Source organism: Micromonospora sp. WMMD730 (genome assembly GCF_049178955.1).
Lineage (GTDB): Bacteria > Actinomycetota > Actinomycetes > Mycobacteriales > Micromonosporaceae > Micromonospora > Micromonospora wenchangensis.
In genome coordinates, this window is the sequence record NZ_JBMHML010000002.1 from 4739552 (window position 1) to 4753823 (window position 14272).

The window sequence follows — 14272 nt, forward strand, 5'->3', positions numbered from 1 at the left end:
CTTGACCACGTGTCGCAATCCCCGTACCGTCACGCTCCGTAGCGATCGCGGGGAGAACCCCAAGCACAGCACTGGGAGTGTCCGAATGCCCTCTGAATACGCCAAGTCGCTGGGCGCCCGCCTGCGCTCCATCCGCCAGCAGCAGGGCCTGTCCCTGCAGGGGGTGGAGGAGAAGTCGAACGGACGCTGGAAGGCGGTGGTGGTCGGCTCGTACGAGCGCGGCGACCGGGCCGTCACCGTGTCCCGACTGGCGGAGCTGGCCGACTTCTACCGCGTTCCCGTCTCGGAGCTGTTGCCCGACGGCAGCGGGGTACGGCACGAGCCCACCAGCAAGATCGTCCTCGACCTGGAGCGGCTGTACGACGAGGCCTCCGAGGACCTCGCCTACGTCGCCCGCTACGCCCGTGCCATCCAGCAGCAGCGTGGCGACTACAACGGCCGGGTGCTCTCCATCCGCGCCGACGACCTGCGCGCCCTGGCGATCGTCTACGACGCCTCGCCGTCCGGTCTGATCGAACGGCTCACCGAGCACGGTGTGCTGGTCGCCGACCCGCGGGCGTTCTTCGCCTCCTGATCCGCGGTCACGCAACGAGAAGGGCCCGTGCCGTCCGGCACGGGCCCTTCTCGTCACAGCGTGCGGGTCCGCCCACGCCACGCAGGGCACGGGCGACCACGCTCAGCGGGTGGCGTACTCGGCGATCCGGCCGAGGATGCCGTTGAGGAAACGCGGCGAATCGTCGGTGGACATCTGCCGGGCCAGTTCCACCGCCTCGCTGATCGCCACCGCGTCGTCGATCTCGTCGACGTAGAGCAGCTCGTAGACGGCGATCCGGGCCAGGTTGCGGTCGACCGCCGGCATCCGGTCCAGGGTCCAGCCCTCGGCGTAGCTGGCGATCACCTCGTCGATCCGGTCGAGATGCCCGGCGACCCCCTCGACCAGACCGATCGCGTAGTCCAGGTGTTCCGGACGCGGCTTCTCGATCCGCTCGACGTAGCCGGCGAGCACCTCGACCGGGGGCCGGTCCCGCAGGTCGGCCTCGAAGAGCACGTCCAGCGCCCGCTTGCGCGCCTTGCGGCGCGCCGGCATCTGCTGCTTGGCGCCCTCGGCCATCAGGCTCGGCCGAGGTAACGGCCGTCGCGGGTGTCGACCTTGATCTTCTCGTCGGTGGTGATGAACAGCGGCACCTGCACGGTCGCACCGGTCTCGACGGTGGCCGGCTTGTTGCCGCCGGTCGACCGGTCGCCCTGCAGACCCGGCTCGGTGTAGGTGACCTGGAGCACCACGCTGGTGGGCAGCTCGATGTAGAGCGGCACACCCTCGTGGGTGGCGACGGTCGCCTCGGCCTCGGGGAGGAGGTAGTTGGCGGCCTCGCCGACGGTGCCGCCGGGGACGGTGATCTGGTCGAACGTCTCCAGATCCATGAAGACGTAGTCCTCACCGTCGGCGTACAGGTACTGCATGGTGCGCTTGTCGACGGTGGCGGTCTCGACCTTGGTGCCCGCGTTGAAGGTCTTGTCGACGACCTTGCCGGACAGCACGTTCTTCAGCGTCGTGCGGACGAACGCCCCACCCTTACCGGGCTTGACGTGCTGGAACTCGACGACGGACCACAGCTCCCCGTCGAGGTTGAGTACCAGGCCGTTCTTGAGGTCGTTGGTGGATGCCATTTCCTGCCTTGATCATCAATTGGCGGACAGACCTGACAAGTCTACTAGCTGCGTCTAATCGGCGGCGGGGCCGTCAACGGAGGCCCGCCACACCCCCCACGGACCGGGCCGACAATCACACAGAGTAACGGGCGGTGGTTCAGTCGGCCCCGGCGAGCCGGGTGGCGAGGTGCCGCAGCGCGAGCCGGTAGCCGTCCACGCCCAGGCCGCAGATCACCCCGGTGGCCACCGCCGACACCACCGAGTGGTGCCGGAACTCCTCCCGGGCGTGGATGTTGGAGATGTGCACCTCGACCAGGGGGGCACGCAGCAACGCGCAGGCGTCGCGGACCGCGATCGAGTAGTGCGACCAGGCGGCCGGGTTGAGCACCACCGACGCGCCCTCGTCCGCCGCCCCGTGCAGCCAGCCGACGAGTTCGTGTTCCGCCTCGGTCTGCCGCACCACCACGTCCAACCCCAGCTCACGGCCCGTCTCGACGCAGAGCGTCACCAGGTCGGCATAGCTGGTCACGCCGTACACGTCGACCTGGCGGGTGCCCAGCCGGCCCAGGTTCGGCCCGTTGAGCACGTACACCCGGGGGGTGTCGGGGCCGGTCACCGGCTGACCTCCCGGTAGGCGGCGTGCAGCAGTTCGTCGTCCGGGCCGTCCAGGATCGCCGGACGGGCCAGACCGTCGAGCACCACGAACCGCAACCGGCTCCCCCGGGCCTTCTTGTCCACCCGCATCGCCGCCAGCAGGTCCGGCCAGGCGTCCGCCGGGTAGCTGGTCGGCAGGTCCAGCGCGGACAGCACCCGGCGGTGCCGCTCGGCGGTCGCCGCGTCGAGCCGCCCGGCCAGCCGGGCGAGCGTGCCGGCATACACGGTGCCGACGGAGACCGCGTGCCCGTGCCGCCAGCGGTACCCCTCGACCTTCTCGATCGCGTGCGCCAGCGTGTGCCCGTAGTTGAGCACCTCCCGCACCCCCGACTCGCGCAGGTCGCCGGAGACCACGTCGGCCTTCACCCGGATCGCCCGCTCGATCAGCTCCCGGGCCACCGGGCCGGTCGGGTCGACGGCGGCCGCCGGGTCCGCCTCGACCAGGTCCAGGATCACCGGGTCGGCGATGAAACCGCACTTGACCACCTCGGCCAGCCCGGCGGCCAGGTCGGCCGGCGGGAGGCTGTCCAGCGTGCCCAGGTCGGCCAGCACCCCGACCGGCGGGTGGAAGGACCCCACCAGGTTCTTGCCGGCCGCCGTGTTCACCCCGGTCTTGCCGCCGACGGCGGCGTCGACCATGCCGAGCAGCGAGGTCGCCACCGGCACCCACCGCACCCCGCGCAACCAGCAGGCCGCGACGAAGCCGGCCAGGTCGGTCACCGCACCGCCGCCCACCCCGACCACCGCATCGGTACGGGTGAAGCCGGCCGCCCCGAGCTGCTCCCAGCAGTCGGCGGCCACCTCGACCCGCTTGCCCGCCTCGGCGTCGGGCACCTCGATCGCCAGCGGGGTGATCCCCGCCCCGGCCAACCGCTCGCCGATCTCCTCGGCCAACGCCCGCAGGGGCGGCGCGTACAGCACCGCCGTCCGGGTCGCGTCGGGCAGCAACGCGGGCAGCTCGGCCAGCAGGCCCCGCCCGACCAGTACGTCGTACGGCCGTTCGCCGCCGACCGGAATCCGGGTCACCTCGTCCATCGCCGGCAGCCTAGTCCAGCGTCGGCTCCGGCACGGGGAGTGTCCACCTGATGGCGGCCCACCCCGGCGTGACCCGGGAGCCGGGCCGGCGTTTAGCCCCACGGGACCCGGGCACCGGGGACGGGACCGACCGAACGTGCCGACCCGAACGTGGAGGAACCCCATGGGCAGCACCACCGTCGACGGCGCGGACATCCGGCTCCCGGCCATCGTCCTCGGCGTCGGCCTCGGCGGCTTCGTCGACGGCATCGTCCTGCACCAGGTGCTCCAGTGGCACCACATGCTCAGCAGCACCGGCAGCGACAACGTCGGGATCAGGGCGTACCCGGTGGACACCGTGCCCGGGTTGCAGATGAACACCCTGTGGGACGGGCTGTTCCACGTGGTGACCTGGGTGGCGGTGCTCACCGGGCTGGCCCTGCTCTACTCCCGGGTCACCCGGTCCCGGGGCCGGCTGTGGCGCTCCGGCGCACTCTGGGGCTGGGCGCTGGTCGGGTGGGGACTGTTCAACCTGGTCGAGGGGATCGTCGACCACCACCTGCTCGGCATCCACCACGTGCACGGCGGCCCGCACCAGACCGCCTGGGACGTCGGCTTCCTGCTGCTCGGGGCGGCACTGGTGGCCCTCGGCTGGGCGGTGCAGCGCCGGGCCACGGCCGTGGACACCTGCGCCGGGCGGCGATGACCGGGACACACGGCGGCGGGGTGGGGCTGCTGCTGCTCGTACCCCCGGTGGTGTTCTGGGGTTACCTGGCCGCCGCGCTGCGCCAACGCGACCCGGGACGGGGCGGGTGGAGCCACTGGCGCACGGCCAGCTTCGGCGCGGGCACCGCACTGCTCGCGGTGGCCCTGCTGCCCGCGCACGACCTGGTCGGGCACATGTGGCAGCACCTGCTGGTCGGCATGCTCGCGCCGCTCGGGCTGGTGCTCGGCGCACCCGGCACGCTGGCGCTGCGCAGCGTCACACCCCGCACCGGCCGGGCCGCCCTGCGGCTGCTGCGCCGGCCGGCCGTGACGGTCGCCAGCCATCCGGTCACCGGGCTGCTGCTCACCGCCGGCGGCCTCTACCTGCTGCACCTGACGCCGCTGTACCGGGTCACCCTGACCCATCCCGGCCTGCACCCGGTGCTGCTGCTGCACTTCCTGGTCAGCGGGTACGTCTTCACCTGGTCGATCGCCGGCCCCGACCCCGGACCGCACCGCCCCGGCGTGCCGGTACGCCTGGTGGTGCTGGGCCTCTCCGTCGCCGCCCACGCCACCCTCGCCCAGCTGATGTACGCCGGCCTGGTCGACGCCGCCGCCCCGGCCGCCCAGCTCAGGACTGCGGCGACCCTGATGTACTACGTCGGCGACCTGGCCGAGATCCTGCTCGCCCTGGCCCTGCTGGCGACCTGGCGGCCCGAACCCCGTCGGAACGGGTCGACGCCGGTCCGGCGTCGGGTGGGGGCGGTCAGGGCTTGAGCAGGGCGACGATCTCGGCGGCGATCCCCTCCGGCGCACGGCCGTCGGTGACCACCGTAGCGGTCGCGACCTCCGCGTAGAGCGGCCGACGCTGGTCCATCAGGTGCTTCAGGGTGGCGCGCGGGTTGACCGACAGCAACGGCCGGCCGGCGCCGAGCCCGACCCGCTTCACCGCGTCGGTCAACTCCACCGACAGGTGCACCACGGTGTGCCCGACCAGCGCGGCCCGGTTCTCCTCGGCGAGGATCGCCCCGCCTCCCAGGGCGAGCACCCCGGCGTGCGACGTCAACGCCGCCAGCACCGCGGCCCGCTCCAGGGCCCGGAAGTGCGCCTCACCCTCGTCGATGAAGATCTCCGGAATGGGCTTGCCCGCCATCTGCTCGATGTCGGTGTCGGTGTCCCGGAACGCCACCCCGAGCAGGGTGGCCAACTCCGCGCCGACGGTGCTCTTGCCGGAACCGGGCGCCCCGACCAGCACACAGACAGGCTTCGTCATCGGGTTGGCCTTTCTTGACAGCCGGCGCTCACCGGATGATCAGGCTGTCGAGGTAGCCGGTCAGGTTACGGCGGATCTCGGCCACCGAATCACCACCGAACTTCTCCACCGCGGCCTCCGCCAGCACCAACGCCACCATCGCCTCCGCGACCACCGCCGCAGCGGGAACGGCACACACGTCGCTGCGCTGGTTGATCGCCGTCGCCGGCTCACCCGTGGTCACATCCACCGTGGCCAGGGCCCGGTTCAACGACGAGATCGGCTTCATCGCCGCCCGCACCCGCACCGGCTCACCTGTGGTGATCCCACCCTCCAAACCACCGGCCCGGTCGGTGACCCGACGGACCCCGGTCGCGGTGGGCATGATCTCGTCGTGCGCCTCCGACCCCCGCGACCGCGCCTGCAACCACCCGTCCCCGATCTCCACACCCTTGATCGCCTGAATCGACATCAACGCGGTGGCCAACCGGGCATCGAGCTTGCGGTCCCACTGCACGTGACTACCCAGACCCGGCGGCACCCCGTACGCCAACACCTCCACCACCCCACCAAGGGTGTCCGCGGCCTTCTTCGCCGCGTCGACCTCCGCGACCATCCGCGCGCTCGCGTCCGGGTCGAGACACCGCAACGGGTCCGCGTCGATCCGCTCAGCGTCCTCGGGCGTCGGCCGCAAACCGGACTTCACCGCCACCGACCCGAGTTCCACCACGTGCGACACGATCTCGATACCGAGGGCCTGCTTCACCAGCGCCTTCGCCACGGCGCCCACGGCCACCCGGGCCGCCGTCTCCCGAGCACTGGCCCGCTCCAGGATCGGCCGCGCATCCGTGTGGCCGTACTTCTGCATCCCGGCCAGATCAGCATGACCCGGACGCGGACGCGTCAACGGGGCGTTACGCGCCTGACTCGCCAACTCGTCCGCATCGACCGGGTCGGCGGCCATCACCGTCCGCCACTTCGGCCACTCCGAGTTCCCCACCCGGATCGCCACCGGACTACCCAACGTCAACCCGTGCCGCAGGCCACCGACGACCTCGACCTCATCCTGCTCGAACGCCATCCGCGCACCCCGGCCATAACCCAACCGACGACGCGCCAACTCGCCCGCGATGTCACCGGAAGTCACCGCCACCCCGGCGGGAACCCCCTCCAACAACGCCACCAGAGCCGGACCATGCGATTCACCTGCAGTCAGCCAACGCAACACCGCGTCAGTCTGTCACGCCCGGTCCCGGCGAGGGCACCGTGCCCGGCCCGTCCCGCCCTGCGGACGACGAGGTCCACCCGGCCCGGCACCGGCACCGGTCACGACCAGTCGAAGCGCATCCCCAACCGCTGTTCCAGCGCCGCGTTGTGCGGGGCGAAGTGGGCGCTCAGCTCGGCCCGGACCTGATCCGGCATGGCGCTGCTGCGCCGGTGGTTGTGCGCCTCGTACGCGGCGAGCTGGTGCGGGGGCAGGCCGAGGAAGTCCAGCACCCGGGCGTACGTGGCGGCCGGCTCGGCGTACAGCGTCTCGCTGGGCAGGATCAGCAGCTGGGAGCGGTCGAACCGGTCCAGCCACGGCGTCAGGTGCTCCAGGTAGCGGCCCCGGGCGCGGTAGGTGTACCAGTCGTACGCCTCGCTGAAGTACGTCGGGTCGGCGATCAGCTTCTCCCGCTCCCCCGCCGTCCGTTCCTCCTCCCGGGCCAGCGCCTCGGCGAAGTCCAGCGGCTCCCTGCCCTCGGTACGCCGCTCCTTCCAGTGCGAGTACGCCCGCTCCACCGGGTCCCGGAGCAGGAAGATCAACCGGACGTCGGGCATCAGCTCCGCGACCCGCTGCGCGGCGAGCGGGTGGAACATGTACAGCGGCGCGGCCTCACCGACACGGACCGGCCCACCGTGCCGGCGTTCCAGGGCCTGCCGGTGCCGGACCGTCGGAAAGTGCGACCGGTACCACGCCTCACCCCGGCCCCAGTTCTCCTCGAAGTAGTGCGAGGTCTTGGTGTTCCAGGCCGGGAAAAGCCGGGGCACCAGGGGGTGCGCCAGCAGGTAACGCCACAGCGAGGTGGTGCCGCCCCGCTTGGTGCCGGTGATCAGGAAGTCCGGCAGCGGTCGGCGGTCGCTGGTGCGTTCGCCGTACCGGACCAGCGAGCTGCGCACCTGGTGGGTGACCTGGTGCGGGACCACACCCTTGAGGCGGTCGCGGATCGTCATCGTCTCCCTCTCGTCACGCCGGTTTCGGCCTGAGCATCGTCACGGCGGCCCGGACCGTACGCCGGACCCGCCGGTCCAGCAGCAGCCCGACGGCGACGACCGCCAGCACCACCAGGGCCAGCGCCAGGCCGGCCACACCCCGGCCGGCGACCAGCGCGCTGAGCACCGCCACCACGGCCGCGCCGCCGCCGGCCCCGAGCGCCGCCCAGCCCACCGAGCGGGTGAGCAGCGGCTCGCCGATCGCCACCCGGGCCGCCACCGCGGCCAGCACGTTCTCGGCGACCACGCCGGCCGTCCAGGCGTACGCCGCGCCGAGCGCGCCGTGGTCGGGGATGAGCAGGAAGCCCAGCCCGACGGTGAGCGCCAGCCCGACCACGGTGGCCTGGAGGTGGCGGGCGCTGTTGCCGCTCATCAGCAGCATCGTCTGCACGATGCCCACCCCCGAGTTGACCAGCATCGCACCGGCGAGCACCGCCAGCGGGGCGGCCCCGACGGTGAACCCGTCGCCGAAGAGGCTGAGGAACCCGGGTGCGAACACCGCCAGCAGCAGGTACGCCGGCCAGGACAGCAGGATGATCACGACGGTGACCCGCCGGTAGACCAGCGCCGCGTCGGCGGTGCGCCCCTGCCCGAGCAGCCGGGACAACTGGGGTGCGACGGCCACCCGCAACCCCTGCATGATCAGCAGCCCGGCCAGGGCGTACCGGCCGACCGCACCGAAGACACCCGACTCGTCCGCACCGGCCAACGCCGAGGTGAGCAGCACCCCGACCCACATGCTGCTGGCGTCGATGGCCGCCGACACCGCCCGGGGCAACGCGAAGCCCCAGAGGGTACGCCAGTCCGCGCCGTCCGGCCGCAGCCGCGCCCCGGCGAGCAGGCCGAGGGGCCGCAGCAGCAGGACGGCGGCGGCGACCACGGCCAACGCCACCGGCAGCAGCCAACCGCCGAAGCCGACGGCCACCCCGGCACCGGTGGCGACGGTCGCCAGCAGCAGGACGGGCCGGGCCAGCGGCACCAGCACGTACTGGATGCCGACCACGGCGGTCACCGGCCGGACCGCCCGGACGGCGGCGAGCAGCACGGTCATCGCCACGGTCACCGGCAGGGCGAGGAACGCCAGCCGCAGCAGTGTCGGCCCGTCCGACCGCTCGAAGAAGACCGGGGCGAGCCGGTCGGCGGTGAGCGCGCCCACCGCCGCCACGACCCCGGTGAGCAGGAGCACCGGCAGCAACGCGACCGGCAGCAGCCGGGCGGCGTCGCCGTCGACGCCGATCCGGCGTCGGGGCAGCGCCCAGACCATGGCGGTGTCCGCACCGGCGCAGCAGACCGCGCCCAGGATGGAGACCACGCCGATGGCGGTGAAGAGCGCACCGGAGCCGTCGGTGCCGAAGCCGCGCACGATGACCACGGTGAGCAGGAAACCCAACGCGCCGTTGACCGCAGCGCCGACCAACCCGACCGCACCGCTGCGGGCGCTGCGCCGTACCTCGCCGGCACCGCCCGTCGCGTCGGTCCCGTCGGTGGCCGCCGGGCCGGTCGACGGGTGCGCCCCCGGTTCGGCGGAGCGGCGGTCGAGCTGCCGGGGCACCGCCGGAGTGGTTCCGGTTCCCGGTCGTCTCATGCCTGCTCCCTGCCGTCGTCGGTGCGGGTCTGGTCCCCGGTGTCGCGCTGGTCCCGGGCGTGGGGACGGTCGTCGGCCGCAGCGCCGGGCGGGGTGTCGCCGCCGGTGCGGGCGGGTTGCACCACCGTCGGCGCGTCCACCCCGCCGGCCGGCCGGGGACCGCTGACAGATGTCGCCGCCGGAGGCCGGGCGGGAACCGGGGCCGAGGTCTGAGCCGGGGCCGAGGTCTGAACCGGGGCCGGAGCCGGAGCCGAAGCCGGAGCCGGAGCCGGAGCCGGAGCCGGAGACACGATCCGGGCCGGGGCCGGCCGGGCAGCCGGGGCGGCCGTCGGAGACGGCGCGGGGGACGGCGTCGCAGAGGCGGTCGGGGACGACGGCTGGTCGGGAACCGGCGGTCGGGCCGGCCCGGGAAGGGGGATCGCGGTCCGGCGGGGCATCGGGTCGGGAACCTGCCCGGCTGTCGGGGGCGGGGGCGCGACCGGAGGCGGGGTCGGCGACGCTCCCCGGCTCGACGCCGGGGCGGGTGCGCAGGGGCGGGCCGGGGCCTGAGCCGGGGGCCAGGACGGAACCGGAGACGGGGCCGCTGGCCGGCCCGGAGCCGACGGCGGGACCGGGGGCGCGGCCGGGGACGTCGTCGCGGACGACGCCGGGGGTCGGGGTGCGGGCGTGGATGCCGCCGCAGGTGGGGCCGGAGTTGCCGGCGGGACCGGGTTTGCCCTCACCGGCGAATCCGGGGCGAGGGGCGGGGCCGGGGTTGCCGTCACGGGCGACACCGGGACGCGGGGCGGGACCGGGGACGCCGCCACAGGTGGAGTCGGGGATCGGGGCGGGGCACCGGGTGCCGGCGCGGGCGAAGCGGGGGGTGGCGCGGCAGCGGTGGCCCGGGTCGACCGGGGTGGCACGGTGGCGGCGGCCCGGGTCGGCGGGGTCGGGACGGTGGCCGACGCCCGGGCCGGCACGGCAGCCGTTCCGGTCGCCGTGGCCGCACCGCCCGGGGCCGCACGGCCGGTCGCCGTACCGCCGGACGCCGTACCGCCGGACGCCGTGCTGCCGGACGCCGTACCGCCGGACGCCGTGCTGCCGGACGCCACGGTGCCGGCAGGCGAGGACGGCATGCCGGCGCCGGCCGTCGCGGCGCGGGACGTGCGGGCGTCGACGACCCCGGGCGCGAGGGTGACCGTGCGGTTCACCGGCCCGCTGACCGCCGCCAGTCCGGCCCCGACGGCGAAGAAGATGACCGACATGTTCGGGTCGATGTAGGCGTACACCGGGATCACCACCAGGGCGATCACCGGGATGGTGCTCAGCCACTGCCCGGCCGGGGAGACCGCGCCGGCCAGCCGCTTGGCGATCAGCGCCAGCCAGCCCAGGAAGGCGATCAGGGCCGGGATGCCGTGGCTGTAGAGCACCTGCCAGATCATCCCCTGGGTGCCCAGGGGTTCCTCGGCGAGCGTGGTGTCGACGCTGTTCGGTGCGCCGTACCCGAGCAGGGGCGAGCGCTCGACGGCCTGGAGGGTACGGACGTAGAGGTCCATCCGGTCGACGTTGGTGTCGGTGCTGCTGACCCGGTTGTCGATCAGTTCCTGCACGGGCACCACCAGGCTGACCACCCAGACGAGCAGCACCAGTCCACCGATCGAGGCGATCAGCTTGGCGTTGCCGCGTACCAGCGCCCGCAGGCCCAGGTAGGTCAGCCCGGCACCGAGGCCGAGGAACATGCCCCGGTTGAGGGTCATGAACGCCGGCACCATCGACAGCGGCAACGACACCAGCAGCGCCACCCGGAACTTGCCGGTACGCACCGAGGTCAGGTACGCCAGCACGCACGGCACCAGCAGCGCGTACGCCGTACCCCAGTTGTTGGTGTACGGGTAGGGCGCGGCGGTCCGGTAGATCGGGGCCCGGGAGACCGGGTTGAACTCGTTGGCCCGCACGTGGGTCAGCGCCTGGATGAACCGCTCCCCCGACATGCTGCCCGGCAGCAGCATCTCCACCGGGGTGGTGAGCTGGAACCTGGGTGCCAGCACGGCCAGCCAGCCGAGGGCGACCACGCCCAGCCAGTACCAGCCGAGCGGGCGGAGCACCTGCTCCCAGGGGACGCCGTCGCGGACCAGGTTGTAGACGTAGACGCAGACGATCAGCGCGGTCAGCATGAAGCCGAAGCGCAGCCCGGAGGTGAGGTAGGCGGTGGCCCGCTCGAGCCGGGTGAAGCTGAGCAGCACCAGGGCGAGCAGCACCAGCCAGCAGGCGGTGCCGGCGGGCAGCGCCACCCGACCCCGGGTGACCATCAGGCCCAGCAGCACCACCCCGAACACCGACCAGCCCAGGTAGAAGCCGCCGAGCATCCACCAGAGCGGGACCAGCCCGAACATGGCCAGTAGCGGCCAGGTGGGCAGCGGCGGCGGCCCGGCGAGTGATCCGGGCACCCGCCGGTCAGACACCCCGGCCCCGGCGCTGGGCGAGCTGCAGCACCCGCTCCCCCGACAGCAGCCCGAGCACCACCGGGACGGTCACCAGCACCCGCTTCTCCCGGGGGTTGAGCCGGATAACCCGGCCGAGTTCCCGCACCGCTTCGCCGCGCCGCCGGCCGGAGGCGAGGGCGAACGCGATCTGTCCGTGCAGCCGGGCCAGCCCGGTACGGCTGCCGGCCAGCTCGGGGTGCTTGTCGAGCAGGTAGCGGGTGGCCTCGACGATGGTCGCCCAGCGGCCGAAGAAGAACGACCCGCCGTGCCAGTCGACCACCACCAGCACCTCGGGCACGATCACCACCGGGCCGTGCCCGGCGATGCGCAGCAGCCACTCGTAGTCCTCGCCGTAGCCGCCGGGCAGTTCCTCGTCGACCGGGCCGATGGCCTCCCAGGTGGTGCGCCGGATGAGGATGGTGCTGGAGTGCACCTCCATGATCCGGTCCTCGACGAAGTCGGGCAGGCCGACCTCGGCCCGGTCGAGCTGCCGTTCCTTGGCGATGCCCGGCCCTTCCAGCCGGATGCCGCAGCTCGCGGCGGCGGCGTCGGGCCGCTGCGCCAGCAGCTCCACCTGCCGGCGCAGCTTCGCCGGCAGCCAGTGGTCGTCGTCGTCGCAGAAGGCGATCAGGTCGGCGGTGGCGGTGTCGAAGCCGGTGTTCCGGCCGCCGGGCAGCCCCCGCCGGTGGGTGTTGTGGACGTACCGCAGGGTGCGCCCGGCCGGCACGTCGACGTGCAGTTCCCGCAGGTCGGTGTGGTCGTAGACGACGACGCACTCCACCGGCCCGGGGTAGTCCTGGTCGAGCACCGCGCGCACGGCCCGTTCCAGCAGGCCGGGCCGATCCCGGGTGGCGATCACCACGGTCACCGGCGGGTACGCGGTGGTGGTCGGCTCAGTCACGCTTCTCTCCCGTCACCACGAACCCGACCGGTTCGACGCCCACCGAGCGCAGCCGGTCCACCAGTTGACCCAGCCGGCCGGTGCGGGTCTTGTCGCGGGCGGCGACCAGCACGGCCCGTCCCTCCCGGGCGGCCCGGACACCCCGTTCGTCGTGCAGGGCGGGTGGGGCGTCGATCACGGTGACCCCGGCGGCCACCGGGGCCTCCAGCGGGACCAGGCGTACCGCGCCGGCACCGATGCGAACCTGCTCACCGTCGGCGGCGGGGGCCTCCTTGGGCAGCACCCGGGGAATGATCTCGGTCTTGTCCGCCGAGGTGGTGGTGGAGCGGTAGACGCCACCGTTCTTCGGGTCGTCGGTGGGGAACGGCCGGGGCTTGCGGACCGGCGGGATGACCATGGTGTCCTCCGGGTTGCCGCCGGTGGCCGGGGTGGTGGCCGGGGCCGGGACGCTGCTGGGCATCGGCCGGGGGCGGGGCACCCGGGGCCGGGTCTGCTCGACGGCCGGGTGCCGGCGCTGCGCGTCGGTGAGCAGCGCCCGGATGCGTTCCTGGCTCTCCGGGGCGACGCCCAGGCGTACCTCGTGCCCGGACTGGGCCAGCGCCGCGGCGACCCCGGCGGTGACCTGTTCCCGCTGCTCGTCGGCGGCGCTGGAGAGTAGGACCAGGGGCAGCGGTGCCGGCCCGTCCACCCAGCGGCCCAGGGCCAGCACCAGGTAGCGCAGGTCGGTGTCGGAGAGCCGACCCGAGCGGTCCCGTCCGACGGTGCCCAGCAGCGGGGCACCGACCAGCGCGGAGGCCTCACCGGCGGTGCGGACCCGGCGGTCCATGGATTCCCGGACGAAGGCGACCAGCCCGCCGACGAGCAGGCCGCCGAGGAGCCCGGCGACCAGGATCAGCGGGGCGGCGTCCCGGCTCGACGGGACGGGTGCGCGGGCGGCGCTGGTGACCGAACCGGGGCTCAGGTCCGCCGAGGCGATCTTGGAACGCTGCTCGGCGAGGGTGGCGAGCTGGTCGTTGAGGGCCCGTAGCTGGTCGAGCAGGGCGCTGGTACGCGGCGACGGGCTGGACGAGCCCTGGTTGGCCGGCAACGACCGCTGGGTGGTGGTGCGCTGGCTGGTGACCAGGGCGATGGTCTCGTCGTACGACTTGAGCACCGCGGCGCGCTGGTTCTCGTACATGCCCTTGCGCAGTTCGAGGTACGACTCGGCGGCGCCGTTGGCACCGTTGACCGCCTCGGTCTCGCTGTGCCCGGCGTAGCTGAACCGCATCACCTGCCCGCCGACCGGCGTCTCCACGGTGAGCGAGTCGGCCACGGCGGTGGTGTCCCGGCCGGTGATCGAGGCGACCTTGTCGATGACGTCGTTGCTGGTGGCGATCCCGCTCTCGGCGGTCATGTTGACCGCCCGGTCGGCGCCACCGGAGGGCACCGAGAACGGGTCGGTGACCACCGGGCGCACCACCACGGCCGTGGTGGCGGTGTAGGTGGCAGGGAAGACCAGCAGGTAGGCGGCCACCAGTAACATCACCAGCCCGGTGGCGGCGAGCACCGTGCGCCACCGGCGCAGCGGAATGCGGGCCAACTCGGCCAGGCCGACCGGGCGCTGCCGGGCGGGAGTGACGTCGGTCACATCCATCAGTCAGGTCCTCTTGCGATGCGAGGGGTGGGCAGGTCGGCGCGGGCCGACGACGGCCCCGGGGCGAGCCGCTGGTTGTCCCATTGTCGCCGACCGTTCACCTGTGGTCGACAGCCGACCGGTCCCCTTGCGCAACGGGCGGTCCGCCGGTGTCCGGGACGCC

At 73.4% G+C, this 14272-nt stretch carries 14 protein-coding genes; 3 read left to right on the forward strand and 11 right to left on the reverse strand.

Annotation, left to right across the window (positions count from 1 at the left end):
* The first annotated feature begins 85 nt into the window (after positions 1–85).
* Complete coding sequence (locus ACN265_RS20350; RefSeq protein ID WP_013285505.1) at positions 86–574, forward strand: transcriptional regulator; 489 nt, start codon at positions 86–88, stop codon at positions 572–574.
* Positions 575–676: 102 nt separating this feature from the next.
* On the opposite strand, the gene nusB is transcribed toward ACN265_RS20350, so the two are convergent.
* The 4 genes from nusB to aroB form a co-directional block, all read right to left on the reverse strand.
* A complete protein-coding gene (gene nusB, locus ACN265_RS20355) occupies positions 677–1087 on the reverse strand; it encodes a transcription antitermination factor NusB (RefSeq protein WP_204927718.1) in 411 nt (136 codons plus the stop codon).
* Positions 1088–1110: 23 nt separating this feature from the next.
* On the reverse strand, positions 1111–1668 hold the full coding sequence (gene efp / locus ACN265_RS20360; RefSeq protein WP_088645221.1) for an elongation factor P: 558 nt from the start codon (positions 1666–1668) through the stop codon (positions 1111–1113).
* Positions 1669–1807: 139 nt separating this feature from the next.
* On the reverse strand, positions 1808–2266 hold the full coding sequence (gene aroQ, locus ACN265_RS20365) for a type II 3-dehydroquinate dehydratase (protein WP_421408969.1): 459 nt from the start codon (positions 2264–2266) through the stop codon (positions 1808–1810).
* Positions 2263–3339: a 3-dehydroquinate synthase gene (gene aroB, locus ACN265_RS20370; RefSeq protein ID WP_204927590.1), complete on the reverse strand. Its 1077-nt coding sequence runs from the start codon at positions 3337–3339 to the stop codon at positions 2263–2265. The genes aroQ and aroB overlap by 4 nt, the downstream gene beginning before the upstream one ends.
* A 163-nt stretch (positions 3340–3502) precedes the next feature.
* Between aroB and ACN265_RS20375 the strand changes: the two genes are divergently transcribed.
* Positions 3503–4024 (forward strand): DUF2243 domain-containing protein, encoded by a 522-nt coding sequence (locus ACN265_RS20375; protein ID WP_204927591.1) that lies wholly within the window; start codon positions 3503–3505, stop codon positions 4022–4024.
* Entirely contained in the window at positions 4021–4800 is a 780-nt protein-coding gene (locus ACN265_RS20380; RefSeq protein ID WP_421408970.1) for a cytochrome c oxidase assembly protein, read from the forward strand. The genes ACN265_RS20375 and ACN265_RS20380 overlap by 4 nt, the downstream gene beginning before the upstream one ends.
* On the opposite strand, the gene ACN265_RS20385 is transcribed toward ACN265_RS20380, so the two are convergent.
* The 7 genes from ACN265_RS20385 to ACN265_RS20415 all read right to left on the reverse strand — a co-directional run bounded on the left by ACN265_RS20385 (position 4790) and on the right by ACN265_RS20415 (position 14109).
* A complete protein-coding gene (locus tag ACN265_RS20385) occupies positions 4790–5296 on the reverse strand; it encodes a shikimate kinase (RefSeq protein ID WP_421408971.1) in 507 nt (168 codons plus the stop codon). The genes ACN265_RS20380 and ACN265_RS20385 overlap by 11 nt on opposite strands.
* A 28-nt stretch (positions 5297–5324) precedes the next feature.
* Positions 5325–6503, reverse strand: a complete 1179-nt coding sequence (aroC, locus tag ACN265_RS20390; RefSeq protein ID WP_421408972.1) for a chorismate synthase — start codon at positions 6501–6503, stop codon at positions 5325–5327.
* 98 nt (positions 6504–6601) lie between these two features.
* Positions 6602–7489: a sulfotransferase family protein gene (locus ACN265_RS20395; RefSeq protein ID WP_204927595.1), complete on the reverse strand. Its 888-nt coding sequence runs from the start codon at positions 7487–7489 to the stop codon at positions 6602–6604.
* Between the two features lie 13 nt (positions 7490–7502).
* Positions 7503–9113: a lipopolysaccharide biosynthesis protein gene (locus ACN265_RS20400; RefSeq protein ID WP_421408973.1), complete on the reverse strand. Its 1611-nt coding sequence runs from the start codon at positions 9111–9113 to the stop codon at positions 7503–7505.
* Entirely contained in the window at positions 9110–11539 is a 2430-nt protein-coding gene (locus tag ACN265_RS20405) for an O-antigen ligase family protein (protein ID WP_421408974.1), read from the reverse strand. The genes ACN265_RS20400 and ACN265_RS20405 overlap by 4 nt, the downstream gene beginning before the upstream one ends.
* A gap of 7 nt (positions 11540–11546) precedes the next feature.
* Positions 11547–12476, reverse strand: coding sequence for a glycosyltransferase family 2 protein (locus ACN265_RS20410; protein WP_421408975.1), 930 nt, complete (start codon positions 12474–12476; stop codon positions 11547–11549).
* Entirely contained in the window at positions 12469–14109 is a 1641-nt protein-coding gene (locus ACN265_RS20415; protein WP_421408976.1) for a hypothetical protein, read from the reverse strand. The genes ACN265_RS20410 and ACN265_RS20415 overlap by 8 nt, the downstream gene beginning before the upstream one ends.
* Between the last annotated feature and the right edge of the window lie 163 nt (positions 14110–14272).

Excerpts from the sequence above, each read along its gene's own strand:
- ACN265_RS20395 (WP_204927595.1), bottom strand. The coding sequence starts at position 7,489 with ATGACGATCCGCGACCGCCTCAAGGGTGTGGTCCCGCACCAGGTCACC.
- ACN265_RS20380 (WP_421408970.1), top strand. The coding sequence starts at position 4,021 with ATGACCGGGACACACGGCGGCGGGGTGGGGCTGCTGCTGCTCGTACCC.
- ACN265_RS20400 (WP_421408973.1), bottom strand. The coding sequence starts at position 9,113 with ATGAGACGACCGGGAACCGGAACCACTCCGGCGGTGCCCCGGCAGCTC.
- ACN265_RS20350 (WP_013285505.1), top strand. The coding sequence starts at position 86 with ATGCCCTCTGAATACGCCAAGTCGCTGGGCGCCCGCCTGCGCTCCATC.
- aroB (WP_204927590.1), bottom strand. The coding sequence starts at position 3,339 with ATGGACGAGGTGACCCGGATTCCGGTCGGCGGCGAACGGCCGTACGAC.
- nusB (WP_204927718.1), bottom strand. The coding sequence starts at position 1,087 with ATGCCGGCGCGCCGCAAGGCGCGCAAGCGGGCGCTGGACGTGCTCTTC.
- ACN265_RS20375 (WP_204927591.1), top strand. The coding sequence starts at position 3,503 with ATGGGCAGCACCACCGTCGACGGCGCGGACATCCGGCTCCCGGCCATC.
- efp (WP_088645221.1), bottom strand. The coding sequence starts at position 1,668 with ATGGCATCCACCAACGACCTCAAGAACGGCCTGGTACTCAACCTCGAC.
- ACN265_RS20385 (WP_421408971.1), bottom strand. The coding sequence starts at position 5,296 with ATGACGAAGCCTGTCTGTGTGCTGGTCGGGGCGCCCGGTTCCGGCAAG.
- ACN265_RS20415 (WP_421408976.1), bottom strand. The coding sequence starts at position 14,109 with ATGGATGTGACCGACGTCACTCCCGCCCGGCAGCGCCCGGTCGGCCTG.